A 15889-nucleotide genomic window follows, 5' to 3' on the forward strand; every position below is an offset into this window, starting at 1 on the left:
GGGACCGGACGGATCGGTCGGACAACCATGGCTCCACAGAAGCCCGGCGCCGGGGAGGCCCTCACCTCCTCCCCGGCGCCCGGGGGACGGCAGGTGTGGCGGCGGCTGCTCGCGCGGCGCGCCGCCCTCGCCGCCACCCTCGTCATCGTCCTGCTCGCCCTCGTCGCGGCGGCGGCACCGCTGCTCAGCGCGCTCGAAGGCCAGGACCCCACCAGCTACCACAACGACCTGCTCGACTCCGCGGCCGGCGGAGTGCCCACCGGCTCCTTCGGCGGCGTCAGCGCCGACCACTGGCTGGGCGTCGAACCGGGCACCGGGCGCGACGTGTTCGCCCGGCTCGTCCACGGCGCCCGGATCTCGCTGCTCGTCGCCGTCGGCGCCACCCTCGTCCAGGTCACCCTCGGCGTCCTGATCGGCCTCGCCGCCGGCCTCGGCAACCGGCTGGTCGACCAGCTGATCGGCAACACCACCGAGGTGATGCTCGCGCTGCCCTCGCTCGTCTTCGCCATCTCGCTGATGGCGGTCGTGCCGCCCGGCTTCCCCCGCCCGCTCCTGCTGACCCTGGTCATCGGACTGCTGGGCTGGGCCGGCACCTCCCGGGTGGTCCGGGCGCAGACGCTCAGCCTCCGGCAGCTCGACTACGTGTCCGCGGCCCGGCTCGCCGGCGCGAGCCGCTGGCGGATCGCCCGCCGGGAGCTGCTGCCCTCGCTGGCCGCACCGGTCATCACCTACGCGGCGGTGCTGCTGCCCTCCAACATCATCGCCGAGGCCGGGCTCTCCTTCCTCGGCGTGGGCGTCAAGCCGCCGACCTCCTCGTGGGGCCAGATGCTCTCCGGCGCGACCACCTGGTTCCGCGCCGACCCGATGTACGTCCTGCTGCCGTCCGCGCTGCTGTTCGTCACCGTGCTCGCCTTCACCGTGCTCGGCGACGCCGTCCGCACCGAACTCGACCCGCGCGCGGCCTCCCGGCTGCGGGTCGGCACCGCGCGCGGCACCGCCAAGGACGCCACGGCAGGCACCACCGCGGACGCCACCGCCGGGCAGGCCGCCACCGCGGACGGCACCGCCGGGCAGGCCGCCGCCGGGGACAGCGCCGCCAAGGGGACCGCCTCCGAGCAAACCACCGCCGAGGAGGCCACCGCATGACCCGCTTCCTGCTCCGCAAGGCCGCCGGCATGCTCGGCGTCCTGCTCGCCCTCTCCCTGATCGTCTACGCGGTCTTCTACATCGCCCCCGGCGACCCCGCCCAGCTGGCCTGCGGCGAGAAGTGCAGCCCCGCCCAGGTCGCCCAGGTCCGCGAACGGCTGGGCCTCGACGCGCCGGTCTACCTCCAGTACGCCCACTTCCTCCAGGGCATCGTCGCCGGCCGCGACTTCAGCGCCGGGACGGGCCTGCTGCACTGCCCAGCGCCCTGCCTGGGCGTCTCCTACCGCAGCGGCGAGCAGGTCACCGACATGATCACCGCCCGCCTCCCGGTGACGGCCTCACTGGCGCTCGGCGCGATGGTGCTCTGGCTGATCCTCGGCGTCGGCACCGGGCTGCTCTCCGCACTGCGCCGGGGCCGGCTCAGCGAGCGCCTGCTGACCGCGCTGACGCTGGCCGGCGGCTCCGTCCCGGTCTTCGTCATCGGCCTGGTGCTGCTCATCGTCCTCTGCGCCCAGCTCCAGTGGCTGCCGTTCCCGAGCTACGTGCCGCTCACCGAGGACCCCCAGCAGTGGTTCTGGGGCCTGCTGCTGCCCTGGGTCTCGCTCGCCCTGATCGAGTCCGCCAAGTACGCCCGGCTGACCCGCTCCTCCATGCTGGAGACCCTCGCCGACGACCACATCCGGACCTTCCGGGCGTACGGCGTCAGCGAGCGGCACCTGGTGACCAGGCACGCGCTGCGCGGCGCGCTCACCCCGGTGATCGCGCTCACCGCCATCGACCTGGGGACGATGTTCGGGTCCGCGGTGCTGACCGAGTCGCTCTTCGGCCTCCCGGGGCTCGGCAAGCTGCTGGTCACCTCGGTCGGCCTGATCGACCTGCCGACGGTCGTCGGCCTCACCCTCGTCACCGGGTTCTGCGTGGTCCTCGCCAACGTCATCGCGGACGTGCTCTACGCGGTGACCGACCGAAGGGTGGTCCTGACATGAGCCCCGCGTCCCCGGTCGAGGCCGGGAGTCTCGTCGACGTCCGGGACCTGGTCGTCGACTTCCCGGTCGGCGACGGCCACGTCCGCGCCGTCGACGGCGTCGGCTTCACCCTGGAGGCCGGACAGGCCCTCGGCATCGTCGGCGAGTCCGGCTCCGGCAAGAGCACCGTCGCCTACGGACTGCTCGGCCTGCACCGCGGCACCGGCGCCCGGATCGGCGGCACCGTCCGGGTCGCCGGCGTCGACGCCGTCACCGCCGAGGGCGCCGAACTCCGGCGCCTGCGCGGCGGACTGGCCGCCATGGTGTTCCAGGACCCGCTCTCCGCGCTCGACCCGTACTACGCGGTGGGCGACCAGATCGCCGAGGTCGTCCGGGTCCACCGGGACGCCTCCCGCCGGGCCGCCAGGGCGCGGGCCGTCGAGGTGCTCGACCGCGTCGGCATCCCCGACGCGGCGCGGCGCTCGCGCTCGCGTCCGCACGAGTTCAGCGGCGGCATGCGCCAACGGGTGCTGATCGCGATGGCCCTGGCCTGCGAGCCGCGGCTGATCGTCGCCGACGAGCCGACGACCGCGCTGGACGTCACCGTCCAGGCCCAGGTCCTCGACCTGCTGCACGAGTTGCGCGCCGAGACCGGGGCCGGGCTGGTCCTGGTCACCCACGACCTGGGCGTGGTGGCCGGAAGCGTCGACCGGGTGCTGGTGATGAAGGACGGCCGGGCGGTGGAGCACGGCCCCGTCGCCGAGGTGCTGGGCGCGCCGCGCGAGCCGTACACCCGCGCGCTGCTGTCGGCGGTGCCCCGGGTCGACGCGCCCGGCGCTCCGCGCGAGCCGGCCAAGCCCACCGGGCCGACCGGGCCGACCGGGGACGTCCTGCTCGAAGCCACCGACCTGCGCCGGGAGTTCGCCTCCCGCGGCGGACTCGGCCGGCGCGCCGCCCCCGTCACCGCGGTGGACGGCGTCTCGCTCACCGTGCGGGCCGGCGAGACGCTGGGCGTCGTCGGCGAGTCCGGCTCCGGCAAGACCACGCTCGGGCGGATGCTGGTCCGCCTGCTGGAGCCGACCGGCGGCCGGCTGCACTACCGCGGTCGGGACATCGGGGCGCTCGGGGACAAGGAACTGCGCCCGCTCCGGCGGGAGTTGCAGATGGTCTTCCAGGACCCGGTGTCCTCGCTCAACCCGCGCCGCAGCATCGGGGAGTCCGTCGCCGACCCGCTGCGCATCAACGGCGAGACCGACGAGCGCCGGATCCGCGCCCGGGTCGGCGAACTGCTCGAACGCGTGGGGCTCGACCCCGACTGGTACCACCGCTACCCGCACGAGTTCTCCGGCGGGCAGCGGCAGCGGGTCGGCATCGCCCGGGCGCTCGCACCGGAGCCGCGGCTGATCGTCTGCGACGAACCGGTCTCCGCGCTGGACGTCACCACCCAGGCCCAGGTGGTCGATCTGCTGGGCGAGTTGCAGCGCGACCTCGGCCTCGCGCTGGTCTTCATCGCCCACGACCTCGCCGTGGTCCGGCAGGTCAGCGACCGGGTCGCCGTGATGCGGGCCGGACGGATCGTGGAACAGGGCGACGCCGCCACGGTGTACGACTCCCCCCAGCACGCCTACACCAAGGGCCTGCTGGCCGCCGTACCGGTGCTGGACCCCGCCGAGGCGGCCGCCCGCCGCCACGCCCGGCTGGCCTCCGCCGGCGCCTGACCCGCCTCCGGCCGGCCGGGGGGCTCGGCCGCCCGGAGGCCCCGCGTGGGAAGTCGGCCCGCCGACTTCCCACGCAGCCCGCTGTCGGTGCACGTGGCAGGCCCGGTCGGCTCCGTCCAAGGGGACTGCTCAGTTTCTGCGGAGCTGGTCGATGATGGCGAAGAGCATCCCCAGCGCCACCGGATAGCTACAGGCCGCCCAGACCGCCGCCTTGCGGCGGTCCTCGCCGGACCACCGCGCCACCCCATATGCTCCGACGCTCACGAAACCCGCGAGGCACAGGGCCAGCAGGGTGCGGAGCACAACCACGGTGGACAACAAGCCGGCCTCCGGAAAAGTAACCTGAGCATGCGACACCACCTCGCAGCGTGTTGCGTGTTGCGAGGCAAACCGAGAGTAGGGGTGCCGGATGGTCCATGTCGAGCCGGGGGAACGAGAGTTGGAGCAGCGGCAGGCCGGCGACACCGAACCGAACCCGCTCGCGCTGTTCGCCGAGGAACTCCGCACCCTCCAGCGGGCCTCGCCCCTCACCCCGACCGAGACCCACAGGAGCACCGGCGTTCCCCTCTCGACCGTCTACGCGGCACTCGCCGGCACCCGACTGCCCTCGGAGCCCGTACTCGCCGCCCTGGTGGAGGCTTGGCACGGGGACCGCCGGAACTGGATCACCCTGCGCCGGGAGACGGCGGCCGAACTCAGGACCGGCGATGCCGCGGGTCCAGGACCGGACACCGGCGGACGACTGCCGACCGACCTGTCCGGCCACCTCGCGGCACTGGCCGGGAAATCCGGCGTGTCGATCCGCGAGCTGGCGCGGCGGGCCGGCGTCAACGCCTCGACGGTCAGCCGGGCGCTCTCCGGCGAGACGCTGCCGGGGTGGGAGGTCCTCCGCTCGCTCGCCACCGCACTGGACCTGGACGAACCCGGGCGGGAAGCGCTCAGGCGGCTCTGGCTCTCGGCGACGCGGACGGCCGAACGACCGGAGCCGGTGGCCGGTGGAATGCGGGACGCCGGGCAGGCGGCACGGCACCCGAAGACCGCACCCTCCGGTTCCGACCCGGCCCCGCAGTCCCCTGACGTTCCGGCAGGCAGTCCGACCGCGGCGGCCCTCGCCCTCGCGAACCGCCTCCGCAGAACACGCCACTCCCTCGGCCTGGCACTGGCCACGGCATCCAGTGAACTCGCCCTGTCCGCATCCCGGTTGAGCCGATTCGAGAGGGGGGTCGGCCTCCCGAGCCCGAAACTCCTCGAACTCCTGGCGGACCTGTACCGCGTTCCGGCGGTCGAGCGCGATGAACTGCGTCGGCTGCGCACCGAGGCGGAGGCCCGGGAATGGTGGAGCGAGTACGACGGCAGACCGACCGGCGCGCTGTCCCGGCTGCTCTCCCTCGAACCCGTGGCGGAGTGGATGCACGTCTACGAGGCCACCGTCATCCCGGGGCTGCTCCAGACGGAGCGGTACGGCACGGCACTCGCGGAGAGAACGGCCCTTCACCACGACGAGAGCGGCATCGCCTCCCAGGCCGCGCTCCAGTCGCGCGTGGCGCTCCGCATGGAGCGGCAACGCAGATTCCTCGCCTCCGACACCAGCTCGGTGTTCCTGCTCGACGAGAGCACGCTGCACCGGAGGGTCGGGGACGCCGCGCAGATGGTGGAGCAGATCGAGCATCTGCTCCGGATGGCCGAGAAGCCCGGCATCCGCATCCGCGTCGTTCCCCTGGAGCAGTCCCTGCCCATCGCCGTCGGCTCGCTCACCCGCCTGGAGTTCCGATCCCCCGACGTCCCCGAGGTGCTGTACCACGAGGGGATCAGGACCACGGAACACGTCTTCGAGGGGGACCCGGACTACGGGGATTTCACTCCCTACCGAGAGGCGCTGTTCAGGATCACCACGGCGGCGGCGAACAGGGCGGCGAGCATGGACATCCTCAGGTCGGCCCGGGACCGCTTCGCCCGCACCTGACCGGAGCGCGGGGCTCAGGCCCTGCTCGGGGCTCCGCCCCGGAGGCGGAAGGTGGTGCGGTAGGCCTGCGGGGTCACACCGATCGCGGCGTGCAGGTGCTGGCGCAGGGACGCTCCGGTCGCGAAGCCGATCTCCGTCGCGATCCGGTCGACCGGGAGGTCGCTGGTCTCCAGCAGGTGGCGGGCACGGTGCACCCGCTGCTGGATCAGCCAGCGGCCGGGGCTCGTCCCGGTCTCCTCGTGGAAGCGGCGGGCGAAGGTGCGCGGGCTCATCCGGGCGTGCGCGGCCAGCTCCCGCAGGGCGAGCGGCCGGTCGAGGTGTTCCAGCGCCCAGGCCTGGGTGGCGGCGGTGCCGTTGGCGCCCTCCGGGGGCATCGGCTGTTCGATGTACTGGGCCTGGCCGCCCTCGCGCCAGGGCGGCACCACGCAGTGCCGGGCGATCCGGTTGGCGACGGCGCTGCCGTGGTCCGAGCGCACCACGTGCAGGCACACGTCAAGCCCGGAGGCGGCGCCGGCCGAGGTGAGCACGTCGCCGTCGTCGACGAACAACACGTCGGGGTCCAGGGCGACTTGGGGGTACATCCGGCGGAAGACCTGTGCCACGGACCAGTGGGTGGTGGCGGGGCGCCCGTCCAGCAGACCGGCGGCGGCCAGCGCGAACGCGCCGGTGCAGATGGAGACCAGGCGGGTGCCGGGGCGGATCCGGGCGAGGGCCGCGCGCACCGGCTCCGGCAGCTCGGCGGTGACGTGGCGCAGGTCGTACGGCGGGAGGATCACCGTGTCGGCGCTCTCCAGCGCCTCGGGCCCGTGCCCGACGGTGATCGTGAAGTCGGCGTCGGTCCCGACCGTCCGGTCGTCCGTCGTCGCGCACGTCACCACCTCGTACGCCCCCGGCACTCCGGGGAAGACCCGGTTGGGGATGCCCAGCTCGAAGGGGTAGACGCCGTCGAGGGCGAGGACGACGACCCGGTGCGGCGGCCGGTCACCGGGGTCACGGGGTTCGATCGCAGCCATGGCACGATTCTATCGTTCTTTGGCAATCTTGCCATTTCCCAGGTCAGGGCCGTGCCGCAGGCTGGATCCATGACCAGGAACACCATGCGCACCATCACCCAGACCACCCTCGGCGACCCGGACGTCCTCCACCAGGCCGAGGCCGAGCGCCCCGAACCCGGCGTCGGCCAGGTCCTCGTGGCCGTCCACGCCGCCGGGGTCAACCCCACCGACTGGAAGCACCGCCGGCACGGCTACTTCCTCGGCCAACCCCCGTTCACCCTCGGCTGGGACGTCTCCGGCACCGTCGAGGCGGTCGGCCCCGGCGTCTCGCTCCTCGCCCCGGGCGACGAGGTGTTCGGCATGCTGCCCTACCCGCACGGCGCCGGCGCGCACGCCGAATACGTCACCGGCCCCGCCAGGGCCTTCGTGCCCAAGCCCGCCGCACTGAGCCACGTCGAGGCGGCCGCGCTGCCGCTCGTGTCGCTCACCGCCTGGCAGGCCCTCGTCGACACCGCACGGGTCCGGCCCGGGCAGCGGGTCCTGGTGCACGCGGCGGCCGGCGGCGTGGGGCACGTCGCCGTACAGATCGCCAAGGCGCGCGGCGCGTACGTCATCGGCACGGCGTCCGCCGCCAAGCACGACGTCGTCCGGGGCCTGGGCGCGGACGAGGTGATCGACTACCGCACCGCGGACTTCGTGAAGGAGGCCCGCGACATCGACGTGGTGCTCGACCCGCTGGGCGGGGAGGACCGGCTACGCTCGCTGGAGACGCTCAGGCCCGGCGGCGTCCTGGTGTCGATCCTGCCCCAGGGCCTGGAGGGCCTGGCCGAACGCGCCGCCGAGCTGGGCGTGACGGCGAAGACCATGATCGTCGAGCACGACCAGGCAGGCATGGCGGCGATCGCCGCCCTCGCCGAGTCCGGGCAGCTGCGCGCGCACGTCTCCGGCACGTACCCGCTCGCCGAGGCCGCCGGTGCCCACGCCGAGGGTGAGACGGGCCGGGTCGTGGGGAAGCTGGTGCTCACCGTCCGCCCGTAGCGGCCGCCCTCCGCACCGCACGGCCCCGTCTGGCGCCGCGCGGTGCGGGCAGGAGGGCGGGTCAGACGTTGCGCAGCGCGTCGGTCAGGTGCTCGGCCGCCTCCAGGACGGCCCGGGAGAGCTGGGCGCCGGGGTGCCGGGTGAGCCGCTCGATGGGGCCGGAGACGGAGACGGCGGCCACCACGCGGTTGGAGGGCCCGCGCACCGGGGCGGACACCGAGGCGACGCCGGGCTCGCGCTCGCCGATGGACTGGGCCCAGCCCCGGCGCCGTACGCCGCTCAGCGCGGTGGCGGTGAAGCGGGCGCCCTGGAGGCCCCGGTGGAGGCGCTCGGGCTCCTCCCAGGCGAGCAGGATCTGGGCGGCGGAGCCGACCTTCATGGGCAGGGTGACGCCGACCGGGACGGTGTCGCGCAGGCCGGAGAGCCGCTCGGCGGCGGCCACGCAGATCCGGATCTCGCCCTGTCTGCGGTAGAGCTGGGCGCTCTCGCCGGTCAGGTCGCGCAGCTGGGTGAGGACCGAGCCGGCCGCGGCCAGCAGGCGGTCCTCGCCGGCGGCCGCCGAGAGCTCGCCGAGCCGGGGGCCGAGGGTGAACCGGCCCTGCAGGTCACGGCTGACCAGGCGGTGGTGCTCCATCGCGACGGCCAGCCGGTGCGCGGTGGGCCTGGCCAGGCCGGTCGCGCTCACCAGGCCGCCCAGGGTGGTGGGCCCGGCCTCCAGGATGCCGAGGATCGAGGTGACCTTGTCGAGCACGCCGACGCCGCTCGTGTTGTCCATGGGTGGGTACTCCAGTCTCAATGCCCGTGAGCGGCGGGTGGGTTCCGCTCACGGACGGCTCCTGGCGGGGAGCAGGGGGGGATCAGCGAGGACGGGCCGGGGAAGTCGGCCGATAGCCTGCGCCGGGCACGAGACGGGTACGCGGAAGGGCCGGGGCGGGAAGCGCCCGGGCGAAGGACAGCACAGAGAGCACCGTGTCTCCTCATCTTTTCCCGCGCCACATTGGCGGCAGGCCGGAGTTGGCACTGACCCCGGACGGCACCGGCGCGTACTTCGGACGCCGGGTCGAACGGGGAGTTGCCGGGGCTTCGTAGGGCCGGTCCCTCCACCCCTCTGGATGATTCGTTGGGAACCATACAAGATTCCCCGGGCTGGTCGCCAAATGGTTTCCGCTCCCGGCCGCGGGGGCGGCGTTGCGCCGACGGCCCGCGGCCCGGTGCGGGAAGAATCCGGCGGGGCGCGTCCGGCTCGGCGAATCCGTCGGGGCGAATCCATCGGGCCGCCCCGAGGAGGTCCGATGAACATCCCCGGTCCCGCGCCCCGCCCGGACGGCGGGACGGGCGCCGTCGCACGGGCCGGCGGCCTGCACGCCTACCAGCTGTGGCTGCACGCCGAGTACGGACCGGTCGTACGGTTCCAGCTGCCCGGCGCCGAGACCGCCGTGTCGATCGCCGATCCGGTGCTGCTGGAGGCCACCGCCCACCTCGACGAGCGGCCGCGGCGGCTGTTCTCGTTCCTGGACCCGCTGTTCGAGACGGGCAACCTCCAGACGCTCCCGGCCGAGGAGCACACCCCGTGGCGTCGGCTGCTGCTCACCACCCTGGCCGGACGGCCCTCGCACGAACGGCACTTGGCCCGTTTCACCTCCCTGGCCACCGGGCTCGCCGACCGCTGGGCCGCCCTGCCCGCCGACCACGCCGTCCGGCTCCAGCGGGAACTCACCGGTGTCTCGCTGCGGATGATCCGCGCCTTCGCCCTGGGCGGCGGGTCCGAGGACCCGACCGGCGGGGTCGACGACCCAACCGGCGTGGCCGAGGACCCGGACGGCGTGGTCGAGGCCTTCGAGGTGGTGCTCACCGACTACCTGGAACGCCTCTACCACGTCCCGTCAGGGCAGGCCCCGGAGCGGCGCGCCGAACGGACCGCCCAAGCGCTCGCCCACCTGCGGAGCACGGTCGACCGGGTGATCGCGGCGCACCGCCCCGGCCTCCCCGGCGACCGCAGCGACCTGATCGGCGCCCTCGTCGAGGCCGGCGAGAGCCCCGCGCGGATCCGCGACACCGTCCTCGCGACGCTGCTGGCCGCCCACCACACCACCGGCGTCGCCGTCTCCTGGACCCTGCACCTGCTCGCCGGGCACCCGGCGGCGGCCGAGCGCGTCACCGCGGAACTCGACCGCGTCCTCGGCGACCGCCCCGCGCCGGAGTACGCCGACCTGCACCGCCTGCGCTACCTGGACATGGCCCTGCGGGAGTCGCTGCGCCGCTACCCGCCCGGCCCCTACGGCGCCCGGCTGACCACCGACCCGCTGACCGTCGGCCGGTACACGGTCCCCGCCGGGGCGGTGGTCTTCTACCCGTTCTGGGCGGTCCACCTGAACCCCGCCTACTGGCCGGAGCCGGAGCGGTTCCGGCCCGAGCGGTTCACCCCGGAGGAGTCGGCCGGGCGTCCGCGGCTGGCCTGGATCCCGTTCGGCCTGGGGCCGCGCAGCTGCGAGGGGGCCGCGCTTGCCAGGGTGGAGGCCCTGGTGCTGCTGGCCGTCCTGCTCAGGCGCTTCCGCTTCCGGCCGGAGCCGGGCCACCGGGTGGTCCCGGTCGAACGGTTCGTCCTGTGGGCCGCCGACGACATCCGGATGCTGGTGACGCCCCGGAGCGGCTCCGGACCCCACAGCCCGGAGCCGACGGCCAGGCAGCCGTAGAACCTGGGCGACTCCCGCCCTTCGCGGCGCCGATGCGAGCGTGCGGACCGCCTGAACCACCGTGCGGACCCACCGGGTGAGCCCGACGGACCAGGTGACGCCGGATCAGGCCTCCTTCCCGGCCCCTCCGACACTCCCGGCCCGTCCGACACTCCCGGCCCGTCCGACGCTCCCGACCCCTCCGGCGTTCTCGACCTTGCCGACGCACAGCGCCCAGATGACCAGGGCGTCGATCGCGATCAGGACGACGGCCCACAGCGGGTAGTACGGCAGCCAGAGGAAGTTGGCGAGCATTCCCAGCCCCGCCACGACGACCCCGACGACGCGCGCCCAGAAGGAACCGCTGAAGACCGCCACCCCGGCCACGATCACGACGACCCCGAGGATGAGGTGGATCCATCCCCAGCCCTCGGTGTTCATCGCGTACACGTAGCTGCGGGTGACGATGAGCAGACCGTCCTTGCGAATGGCGGCGGTCCCCTGGAAGACCGCCATCATGCCGGCGGTGATCAGCATGACCCCGGCGAAGATGGTCCACCCGCTCGCGTGCGGGTAGCGCTCGGGGCCCCGGGTGGTGGGGCCGACTCCGGTAGCACTGCTGGCCATGACTCGGGCTCCTTCGGGTGGCAACCGCCTCGCGGGCACGGTGAGACGGGAGGGACAAGCCCCGTATTTCACCGTAAGACCGGACTTTCGGTTCCGCTTGACCTTGACACCGTGACAAGCCCTTCACTGGGTCCGAGGAGGTGGTCCCGATGACCAGCACGAACGAGGACACGGACACGGTGCGGGCGGCGCTCCGCGGGCTGGGACACGGCGATCCGTCGGTCCGGCTCCGGGCGGCACTCGCCGTCGGCACGAGCCCGGACGAGGGGTCCGTCGGCACGCTCGTCGAGCGGTGCGCGGTCGAACCGGAGTTCTCCGTGCGCGAGCTGCTCACCTGGGCGCTCACCCGGCACCCGGCGGCGCTGACGGTGCCGGCGCTGCTCGACGAGGTCCGCTCGGAGCGTGCCCGGGCACGGAGCCAGGCGCTGCACACGCTGTCCAAGATCGGGGACCGGCGGGCCTGGCCGGTGATCACCCCGGCGCTGCTGGCCGACGCCGACGAGGAGGTGGCCAGGTGCGCCTGGCGGGCGGCGGTCGTGCTGGTGCCCGAGGGTGCGGAGCACGGGTTGGCCGTATCGTTGGCGGCCCAGCTCGGGCGCGGCGGACACGAGACCCGGCTGAGCCTCAGCCGGGCGCTGGTCGCGCTCGGGGAGGTGATGCTGCCGGTGCTGGACGCCGCGGCGACGGACCCCGACCCCCGGGTGCGCGCCCACGCGCTCGCCACGGAACGGCTGTGGCGCGACCCGGACGCGGGGTCCGGGTTCGCGGTCGAGGAGGCGAAGCGCACGGTGGCCCTCGGCGGGGGCGGCCGGGAGGGACGGTAGGCAGTGCTGATCGGCGAGGTCGCGCGGCGGTCCGGGGTCAGCGCCCGGATGCTCAGGCACTACGAGTCGCTCGGCCTGGTGCGGCCGACGGGGCGCACCGACTCCGGCTACCGCCAGTACGCGGAGGAGGACATCCGGCGGATCTTCCACGTCGAGAGCCTGCGGTCGCTGGGCCTGTCGCTGCGCGACGTCGGCCGGGCGCTCGACGAGCCCGGTTTCGCACCCGCGGAGCTGGTCGACGGCCTCGTCCGCCGCACCCGGGAGCGCATCGCGGCGGAGACGGAGCTGCTCACCCGGCTCCGCCGGATCGGGGCCGCGGAACCGGCGGGCTGGGAGGAGGTCCTGCGGATCGTCGCGCTGCTCCAGGCCCTGGAGTCGAAGAGCCCCAGGGCCAGGCAGCGCGCGGCCCTGTCCGCCGGCGAGGACGTCCCCGTGCCGGTGGAGGCACTGGTCGAGGCCGTGCTGGGCGAGTCGGACCCGAACGTCGCCGGGGCCCTGCGCTGGGCGCTGGCGCAGTCGGGCGGGGACGGGCCGCGCCTGCTGGCGGCGGGTCTCGACTCGCCCTCGGCCGAGGTGCGCGGGCGTGCCGTCCGGTCCATCGCCGAGTTCCCCGACGGGACGGCGACCGCGCTGCTGCGGGAGGCCCTCACCCACCGGGACGTGGCGGTCCGCAGGTGCGCGGCGCTGGCGCTCGGGGCCCGCGGGGTGGCCGAGGCCGTCCCGACGCTCATCGACATGATCGTCGAGGAGGCGAACGACGTCGACGCCGCCGACGCGCTGAGCGCGCTCGCGGGGGACCCGGCGCTGGCGGACCGGATCGCCGACGGGCTCGTCGGCCGGCTCACCGGCGACGGCGCCGGGCCGTCCGCACGCCGGCGGCTGGCCCAGGCGCTGGCGGACATCCCGGGCGCCACCACGTCGCGCGCCCTCGAAGGGCTGTCCCGGGACGAGGACCGTGCGGTCGCGCTGACCGCGGCGTACATTCTCAAGCTGCGCGACGCGCGGTAGGGTCCGTCTTCAAACTCCCGTCGTCCGCCCGGAGGGTGGGCGGGGCGGCGTTGGGGTGCGTGCATCGCAAGGCGGAGGTGGGGGCACCTCCCGGCCGAAGGCTGGGGGCGGAGCCACTGCGGTGGGGGCGCCTCCCGGCCGCCAGGCTGGGGGCCATTGGCGACCGACGACAACGCGGCGAGGTGCGTGCCCTGGGGGTACCTCCCGGCCGAAGGCCGGGGGAGCGTCGTCCCGCAGGCGCGAGTCTGAAGACGGACCCTCCGGAGGCGGCTTCGAGGGGTGGGGGTGGCGTGACGGGGGGCAGGCGGTTCCGTCGGCAGCGGAGGCTCTTCCTCTCGGTGGCGATCGACACCGTCGGCGCCGGTGTCTTCCTGCCGCTGTCCCTGCTGTACTTCGTCACCGTCCGGCACTTCCCTGCGGCCGCCGCGGGCACCGCCGTGACGGTCGGCTCGCTCGCCTCCTTCGCCGTCGTGCCGCTCTGCGGACGGGCCGTCCAGGCGGTGGGGCCCAAGTCCTGCCTGCTCGTCAGCAACGTCCTGACCGCGCTCGGGTACGGCCTCTTCTTCCTGGCGGGGAACCTGTTCACGGTGGCCGCCGCCACCTTCCTGGTGACCGCCTCCGACCGCCTGTACGGGGCCGCCTGGCCCACACTGGTCGCCCGGTTCGCGAAGCCGGAGGAGCTCACCGGGTGGTTCTCCGCGGTCACCGTGCTCAAGACGACGTCGCTGGGCGTCGGCACCCTCGCGGCGACCGCCCTGCTGGCCCTCGCCGGCGGACACGGCCTGGAGATCGCGCTCGCCCTGAACAGCGCGAGCTCCCTGCTCGCGGCCGTCCTGCTGCTGGGGGTCGCGGTGCCGGCCGTCGGGCGGCCCGCGCACCGGGCGGCGAGGTCCGACACCCGGGCGGCGCTCGGGGACCGGCCCTTCGTCTCCCTCGTCGTGTCGCAGACGCTGCTGTCGGCGGCCTGGCTGATCCCGACCGTCGCCTTCCCGGTCTACCTCGTGGAGACCCTCCACCAGGACGCGTACTGGCCCACGGTCGTGGTCGCCGTCCGTTACGCCACCGCCACCTGCCTCCAGATGCCGATCAGCCGGCGGCTCTCCGGCTGGAGCCGGTCGCGGATCCTCCGGCCGGCGATCGGCGCGGTCGCCGTGGCCATCGCCCTGACAGCCACGGTCTCCGCCGTCCCGCCCGCGTTCCAGGGCCCGCTCGCCGTCCTCGTGGCCGCCGTCCTGTCACTGGCCGAGCTGGCCTCGAAGCCCACCGCGGCCGCGCAGGCGGTGGCGATGGCGCCCAAGGGGGACGAGGGGCCGTACATGTCCCTGTTCCAGCTGACCTGGACGGTGTCCTACGCGGTCGGGCCCGCCGTCATCGGTGTGGGCCTGGAGAACCCCCCGCTGCTGTGGGCCGGGCTGGGCCTCTGCGTGGCGGCGAGCGGCCTGGCCCACCGCCTCCGCTCCCCGTGGCGCCGGGCGGCCGGCGGCACCACGGCGGGGCGACTCCCCCGCCCCGCCGGGGAACCGCGGGAGGAGGCCGACGTCCCGTGACCGGCGCCGCACCGCACGGCTGCCGGGTGCCCCGGGAGATCAGCGTCGTATCGGCGGCTGCTCGGCCGGCCCGTGGGCGCGCAGCTGATACCGCAGGCCCGAGGGCCGACGCCACTTGAGATCGAGACCGCAGGCACCGAGGACCGCCCCGAAGGCGTGCCGCATCGCGTCCCGGGCGGCGGTGCGGGCCCGCGCGGCCCGCTCGGCGTCGGGGGTGTCGCCGTCGGCGACGGCGGACAGCCGCCGGGACGGGTTCCAGTCGAGGTCGGCGAGGCCGATGGGGTCGTCGTCGGCGGCGACGGACCGGCACGAGTCGAGGACGATGCCGGGGGCCCGCAGGTGGTCGGCGACGGGCAGGCCGGCGAGCGCGGCGGCGCGGCGGACCGCCTCGACCAGGTCGGTGCCGATGCCGAGGTCCTGCGGTCGGGCGCCGGCCGGCGCCGGGGCGGCGGTGTCCTGCTCCCCCGCCGGAGGCGGGCCGTCGGCGCGGCCGAACCTGGTCTCGCCACCGGGGCGGCCCGGGGCGGTCTCCAGGCCGAAGGCCGGGAGGAACTCCGCCAGCGCGTTGTTCATGCTGTCGATGACGAGCGTGCGGGCGGAGGTGGCCGGCTTGACGGCCTGTTCCATGGCCGCGGCGGCCATCAGCCGGGGGCCCGGTTCCCAGTGCACGGCGATCAGGCCGGCGCAGTCGTCCCGCTCGTCGAGCGGCCTGGCCGGGCGCACGTGGACGCCCGCCCCGTGCCCGCCGTACGCGACGGGGAGGCCGGCCAGCAGGACCGCCTCGGTGATGCGGTCGGCGAGCAGCGGGTCCGCGCCGGGGCGGCCGGTGAACGTCACCGGAGGCCCGCCTTCTCCGGCCGAGAGACCGCCGCTTGACGGTCCGTCGGTGGTGCCAGCCGTGCGGTGACCGTGTCCACGCCGTCCTCCTCCGGGTCCAGGACGACGCCCGTCCGTCCGCGCCCGAGAGTAGTGGCGCACACGGACGGATCGTCGGTGAATCCGGAAATGTGACCGATGCCGTCCGCCCGGACACCCGGCGCGAGGACGTCCGGTGCGATGCCGTCCGCCCGCGTCGTCCGGTCAGCTCCAGGGGTTGGCCGGCTGGTCGTTGATGGCCGTCCAGAAGCGGGTGTTGCCGGGGATGTTGCCGTAAGCCCGGAACGTCCAGCCACCGGTCTGCGACATGTCGGCCCCGTAGTGGCCGTCGTGGAACTCGGCCTCGCGCCAGCCGGCGCCGAAGGTGGCCTGGCAGACGCTGTCCACCGCGGCCCGGCTGTTGAGGCGCGCCCCCTTGACCGGCTGGCTGAGGGCGACGGTGCCCTGCGCGGCCCCCACCTCGACGCCTGGGCCGAGGTCGACCGCCTGGCCGCCGGCACGGCCGGAGCC

Annotated in this window: 15 protein-coding genes and 1 riboswitch; of the genes, 9 read left to right on the forward strand and 6 right to left on the reverse strand. The window is 74.7% G+C overall.

What is annotated here, in order from left to right; translation table 11 throughout:
• Positions 1-27: 27 nt before the first annotated feature.
• Genes ACIQOW_RS24590 through ACIQOW_RS24600 form a run of 3 tightly spaced genes read left to right on the forward strand, consistent with a single transcriptional unit; the run spans position 28 to position 3829 of the window.
• Positions 28-1146: an ABC transporter permease gene (locus ACIQOW_RS24590; protein WP_401088340.1), complete on the forward strand. Its 1119-nt coding sequence runs from the start codon at positions 28-30 to the stop codon at positions 1144-1146.
• Positions 1143-2132 (forward strand): ABC transporter permease, encoded by a 990-nt coding sequence (locus ACIQOW_RS24595; protein ID WP_401088342.1) that lies wholly within the window; start codon positions 1143-1145, stop codon positions 2130-2132. The genes ACIQOW_RS24590 and ACIQOW_RS24595 overlap by 4 nt, the downstream gene beginning before the upstream one ends.
• Positions 2129-3829: an ABC transporter ATP-binding protein gene (locus tag ACIQOW_RS24600; RefSeq protein WP_401088344.1), complete on the forward strand. Its 1701-nt coding sequence runs from the start codon at positions 2129-2131 to the stop codon at positions 3827-3829. Before ACIQOW_RS24595 ends, ACIQOW_RS24600 begins: the two co-directional genes overlap by 4 nt.
• 129 nt (positions 3830-3958) lie before the next feature.
• Here the strand turns inward: ACIQOW_RS24600 and ACIQOW_RS24605 are convergent, their stop codons facing one another.
• Entirely contained in the window at positions 3959-4147 is a 189-nt protein-coding gene (locus ACIQOW_RS24605) for a hypothetical protein (RefSeq protein ID WP_188297556.1), read from the reverse strand.
• Positions 4148-4238: 91 nt separating this feature from the next.
• Between ACIQOW_RS24605 and ACIQOW_RS24610 the strand changes: the two genes are divergently transcribed.
• A complete protein-coding gene (locus ACIQOW_RS24610; protein WP_401088346.1) occupies positions 4239-5792 on the forward strand; it encodes a Scr1 family TA system antitoxin-like transcriptional regulator in 1554 nt (517 codons plus the stop codon).
• Positions 5793-5806: 14 nt separating this feature from the next.
• Here the strand turns inward: ACIQOW_RS24610 and ACIQOW_RS24615 are convergent, their stop codons facing one another.
• Positions 5807-6805: a GlxA family transcriptional regulator gene (locus ACIQOW_RS24615; protein WP_401088348.1), complete on the reverse strand. Its 999-nt coding sequence runs from the start codon at positions 6803-6805 to the stop codon at positions 5807-5809.
• Between the two features lie 69 nt (positions 6806-6874).
• Between ACIQOW_RS24615 and ACIQOW_RS24620 the strand changes: the two genes are divergently transcribed.
• Positions 6875-7825, forward strand: coding sequence for an NADP-dependent oxidoreductase (locus ACIQOW_RS24620; RefSeq protein ID WP_401088350.1), 951 nt, complete (start codon positions 6875-6877; stop codon positions 7823-7825).
• A gap of 61 nt (positions 7826-7886) precedes the next feature.
• On the opposite strand, the gene ACIQOW_RS24625 is transcribed toward ACIQOW_RS24620, so the two are convergent.
• Complete coding sequence (locus tag ACIQOW_RS24625; protein WP_188297559.1) at positions 7887-8600, reverse strand: IclR family transcriptional regulator; 714 nt, start codon at positions 8598-8600, stop codon at positions 7887-7889.
• 199 nt (positions 8601-8799) lie between these two features.
• Positions 8800-8944: riboswitch (SAM riboswitch) on the reverse strand.
• A gap of 173 nt (positions 8945-9117) precedes the next feature.
• Here ACIQOW_RS24625 and ACIQOW_RS24630 point away from each other — a divergent pair.
• Positions 9118-10518 carry a cytochrome P450 gene (locus ACIQOW_RS24630; RefSeq protein ID WP_401088352.1) on the forward strand — a complete coding sequence of 467 codons (1401 nt, stop codon included), beginning with the start codon at positions 9118-9120 and terminating at the stop codon, positions 10516-10518.
• Between the two features lie 105 nt (positions 10519-10623).
• Here the strand turns inward: ACIQOW_RS24630 and ACIQOW_RS24635 are convergent, their stop codons facing one another.
• Complete coding sequence (locus ACIQOW_RS24635) at positions 10624-11124, reverse strand: hypothetical protein (protein WP_401088354.1); 501 nt, start codon at positions 11122-11124, stop codon at positions 10624-10626.
• Between the two features lie 149 nt (positions 11125-11273).
• Here ACIQOW_RS24635 and ACIQOW_RS24640 point away from each other — a divergent pair, with 149 nt between their 5' ends.
• The 3 genes from ACIQOW_RS24640 (at position 11274) to ACIQOW_RS24650 (ending at position 14503) form a co-directional block, all read left to right on the forward strand.
• Positions 11274-11948, forward strand: a complete 675-nt coding sequence (locus ACIQOW_RS24640) for a HEAT repeat domain-containing protein (RefSeq protein ID WP_401088356.1) — start codon at positions 11274-11276, stop codon at positions 11946-11948.
• A gap of 3 nt (positions 11949-11951) precedes the next feature.
• On the forward strand, positions 11952-12956 hold the full coding sequence (locus ACIQOW_RS24645) for a HEAT repeat domain-containing protein (RefSeq protein WP_401088358.1): 1005 nt from the start codon (positions 11952-11954) through the stop codon (positions 12954-12956).
• 338 nt (positions 12957-13294) lie between these two features.
• Positions 13295-14503: an MFS transporter gene (locus tag ACIQOW_RS24650; RefSeq protein WP_401088360.1), complete on the forward strand. Its 1209-nt coding sequence runs from the start codon at positions 13295-13297 to the stop codon at positions 14501-14503.
• A gap of 39 nt (positions 14504-14542) precedes the next feature.
• Here the strand turns inward: ACIQOW_RS24650 and ACIQOW_RS24655 are convergent, their stop codons facing one another.
• Both ACIQOW_RS24655 and ACIQOW_RS24660 read right to left on the reverse strand, forming a co-directional pair.
• Positions 14543-15340, reverse strand: a complete 798-nt coding sequence (locus ACIQOW_RS24655; protein WP_401088362.1) for a hypothetical protein — start codon at positions 15338-15340, stop codon at positions 14543-14545.
• A gap of 243 nt (positions 15341-15583) precedes the next feature.
• Positions 15584-15838, reverse strand: coding sequence for a hypothetical protein (locus ACIQOW_RS24660; RefSeq protein ID WP_401088363.1), 255 nt, complete (start codon positions 15836-15838; stop codon positions 15584-15586).
• Positions 15839-15889: the final 51 nt, after the last annotated feature.

Source organism: Kitasatospora sp. NPDC091335, from assembly GCF_044757205.1.
Classification (GTDB): Bacteria; Actinomycetota; Actinomycetes; order Streptomycetales; family Streptomycetaceae; genus Kitasatospora.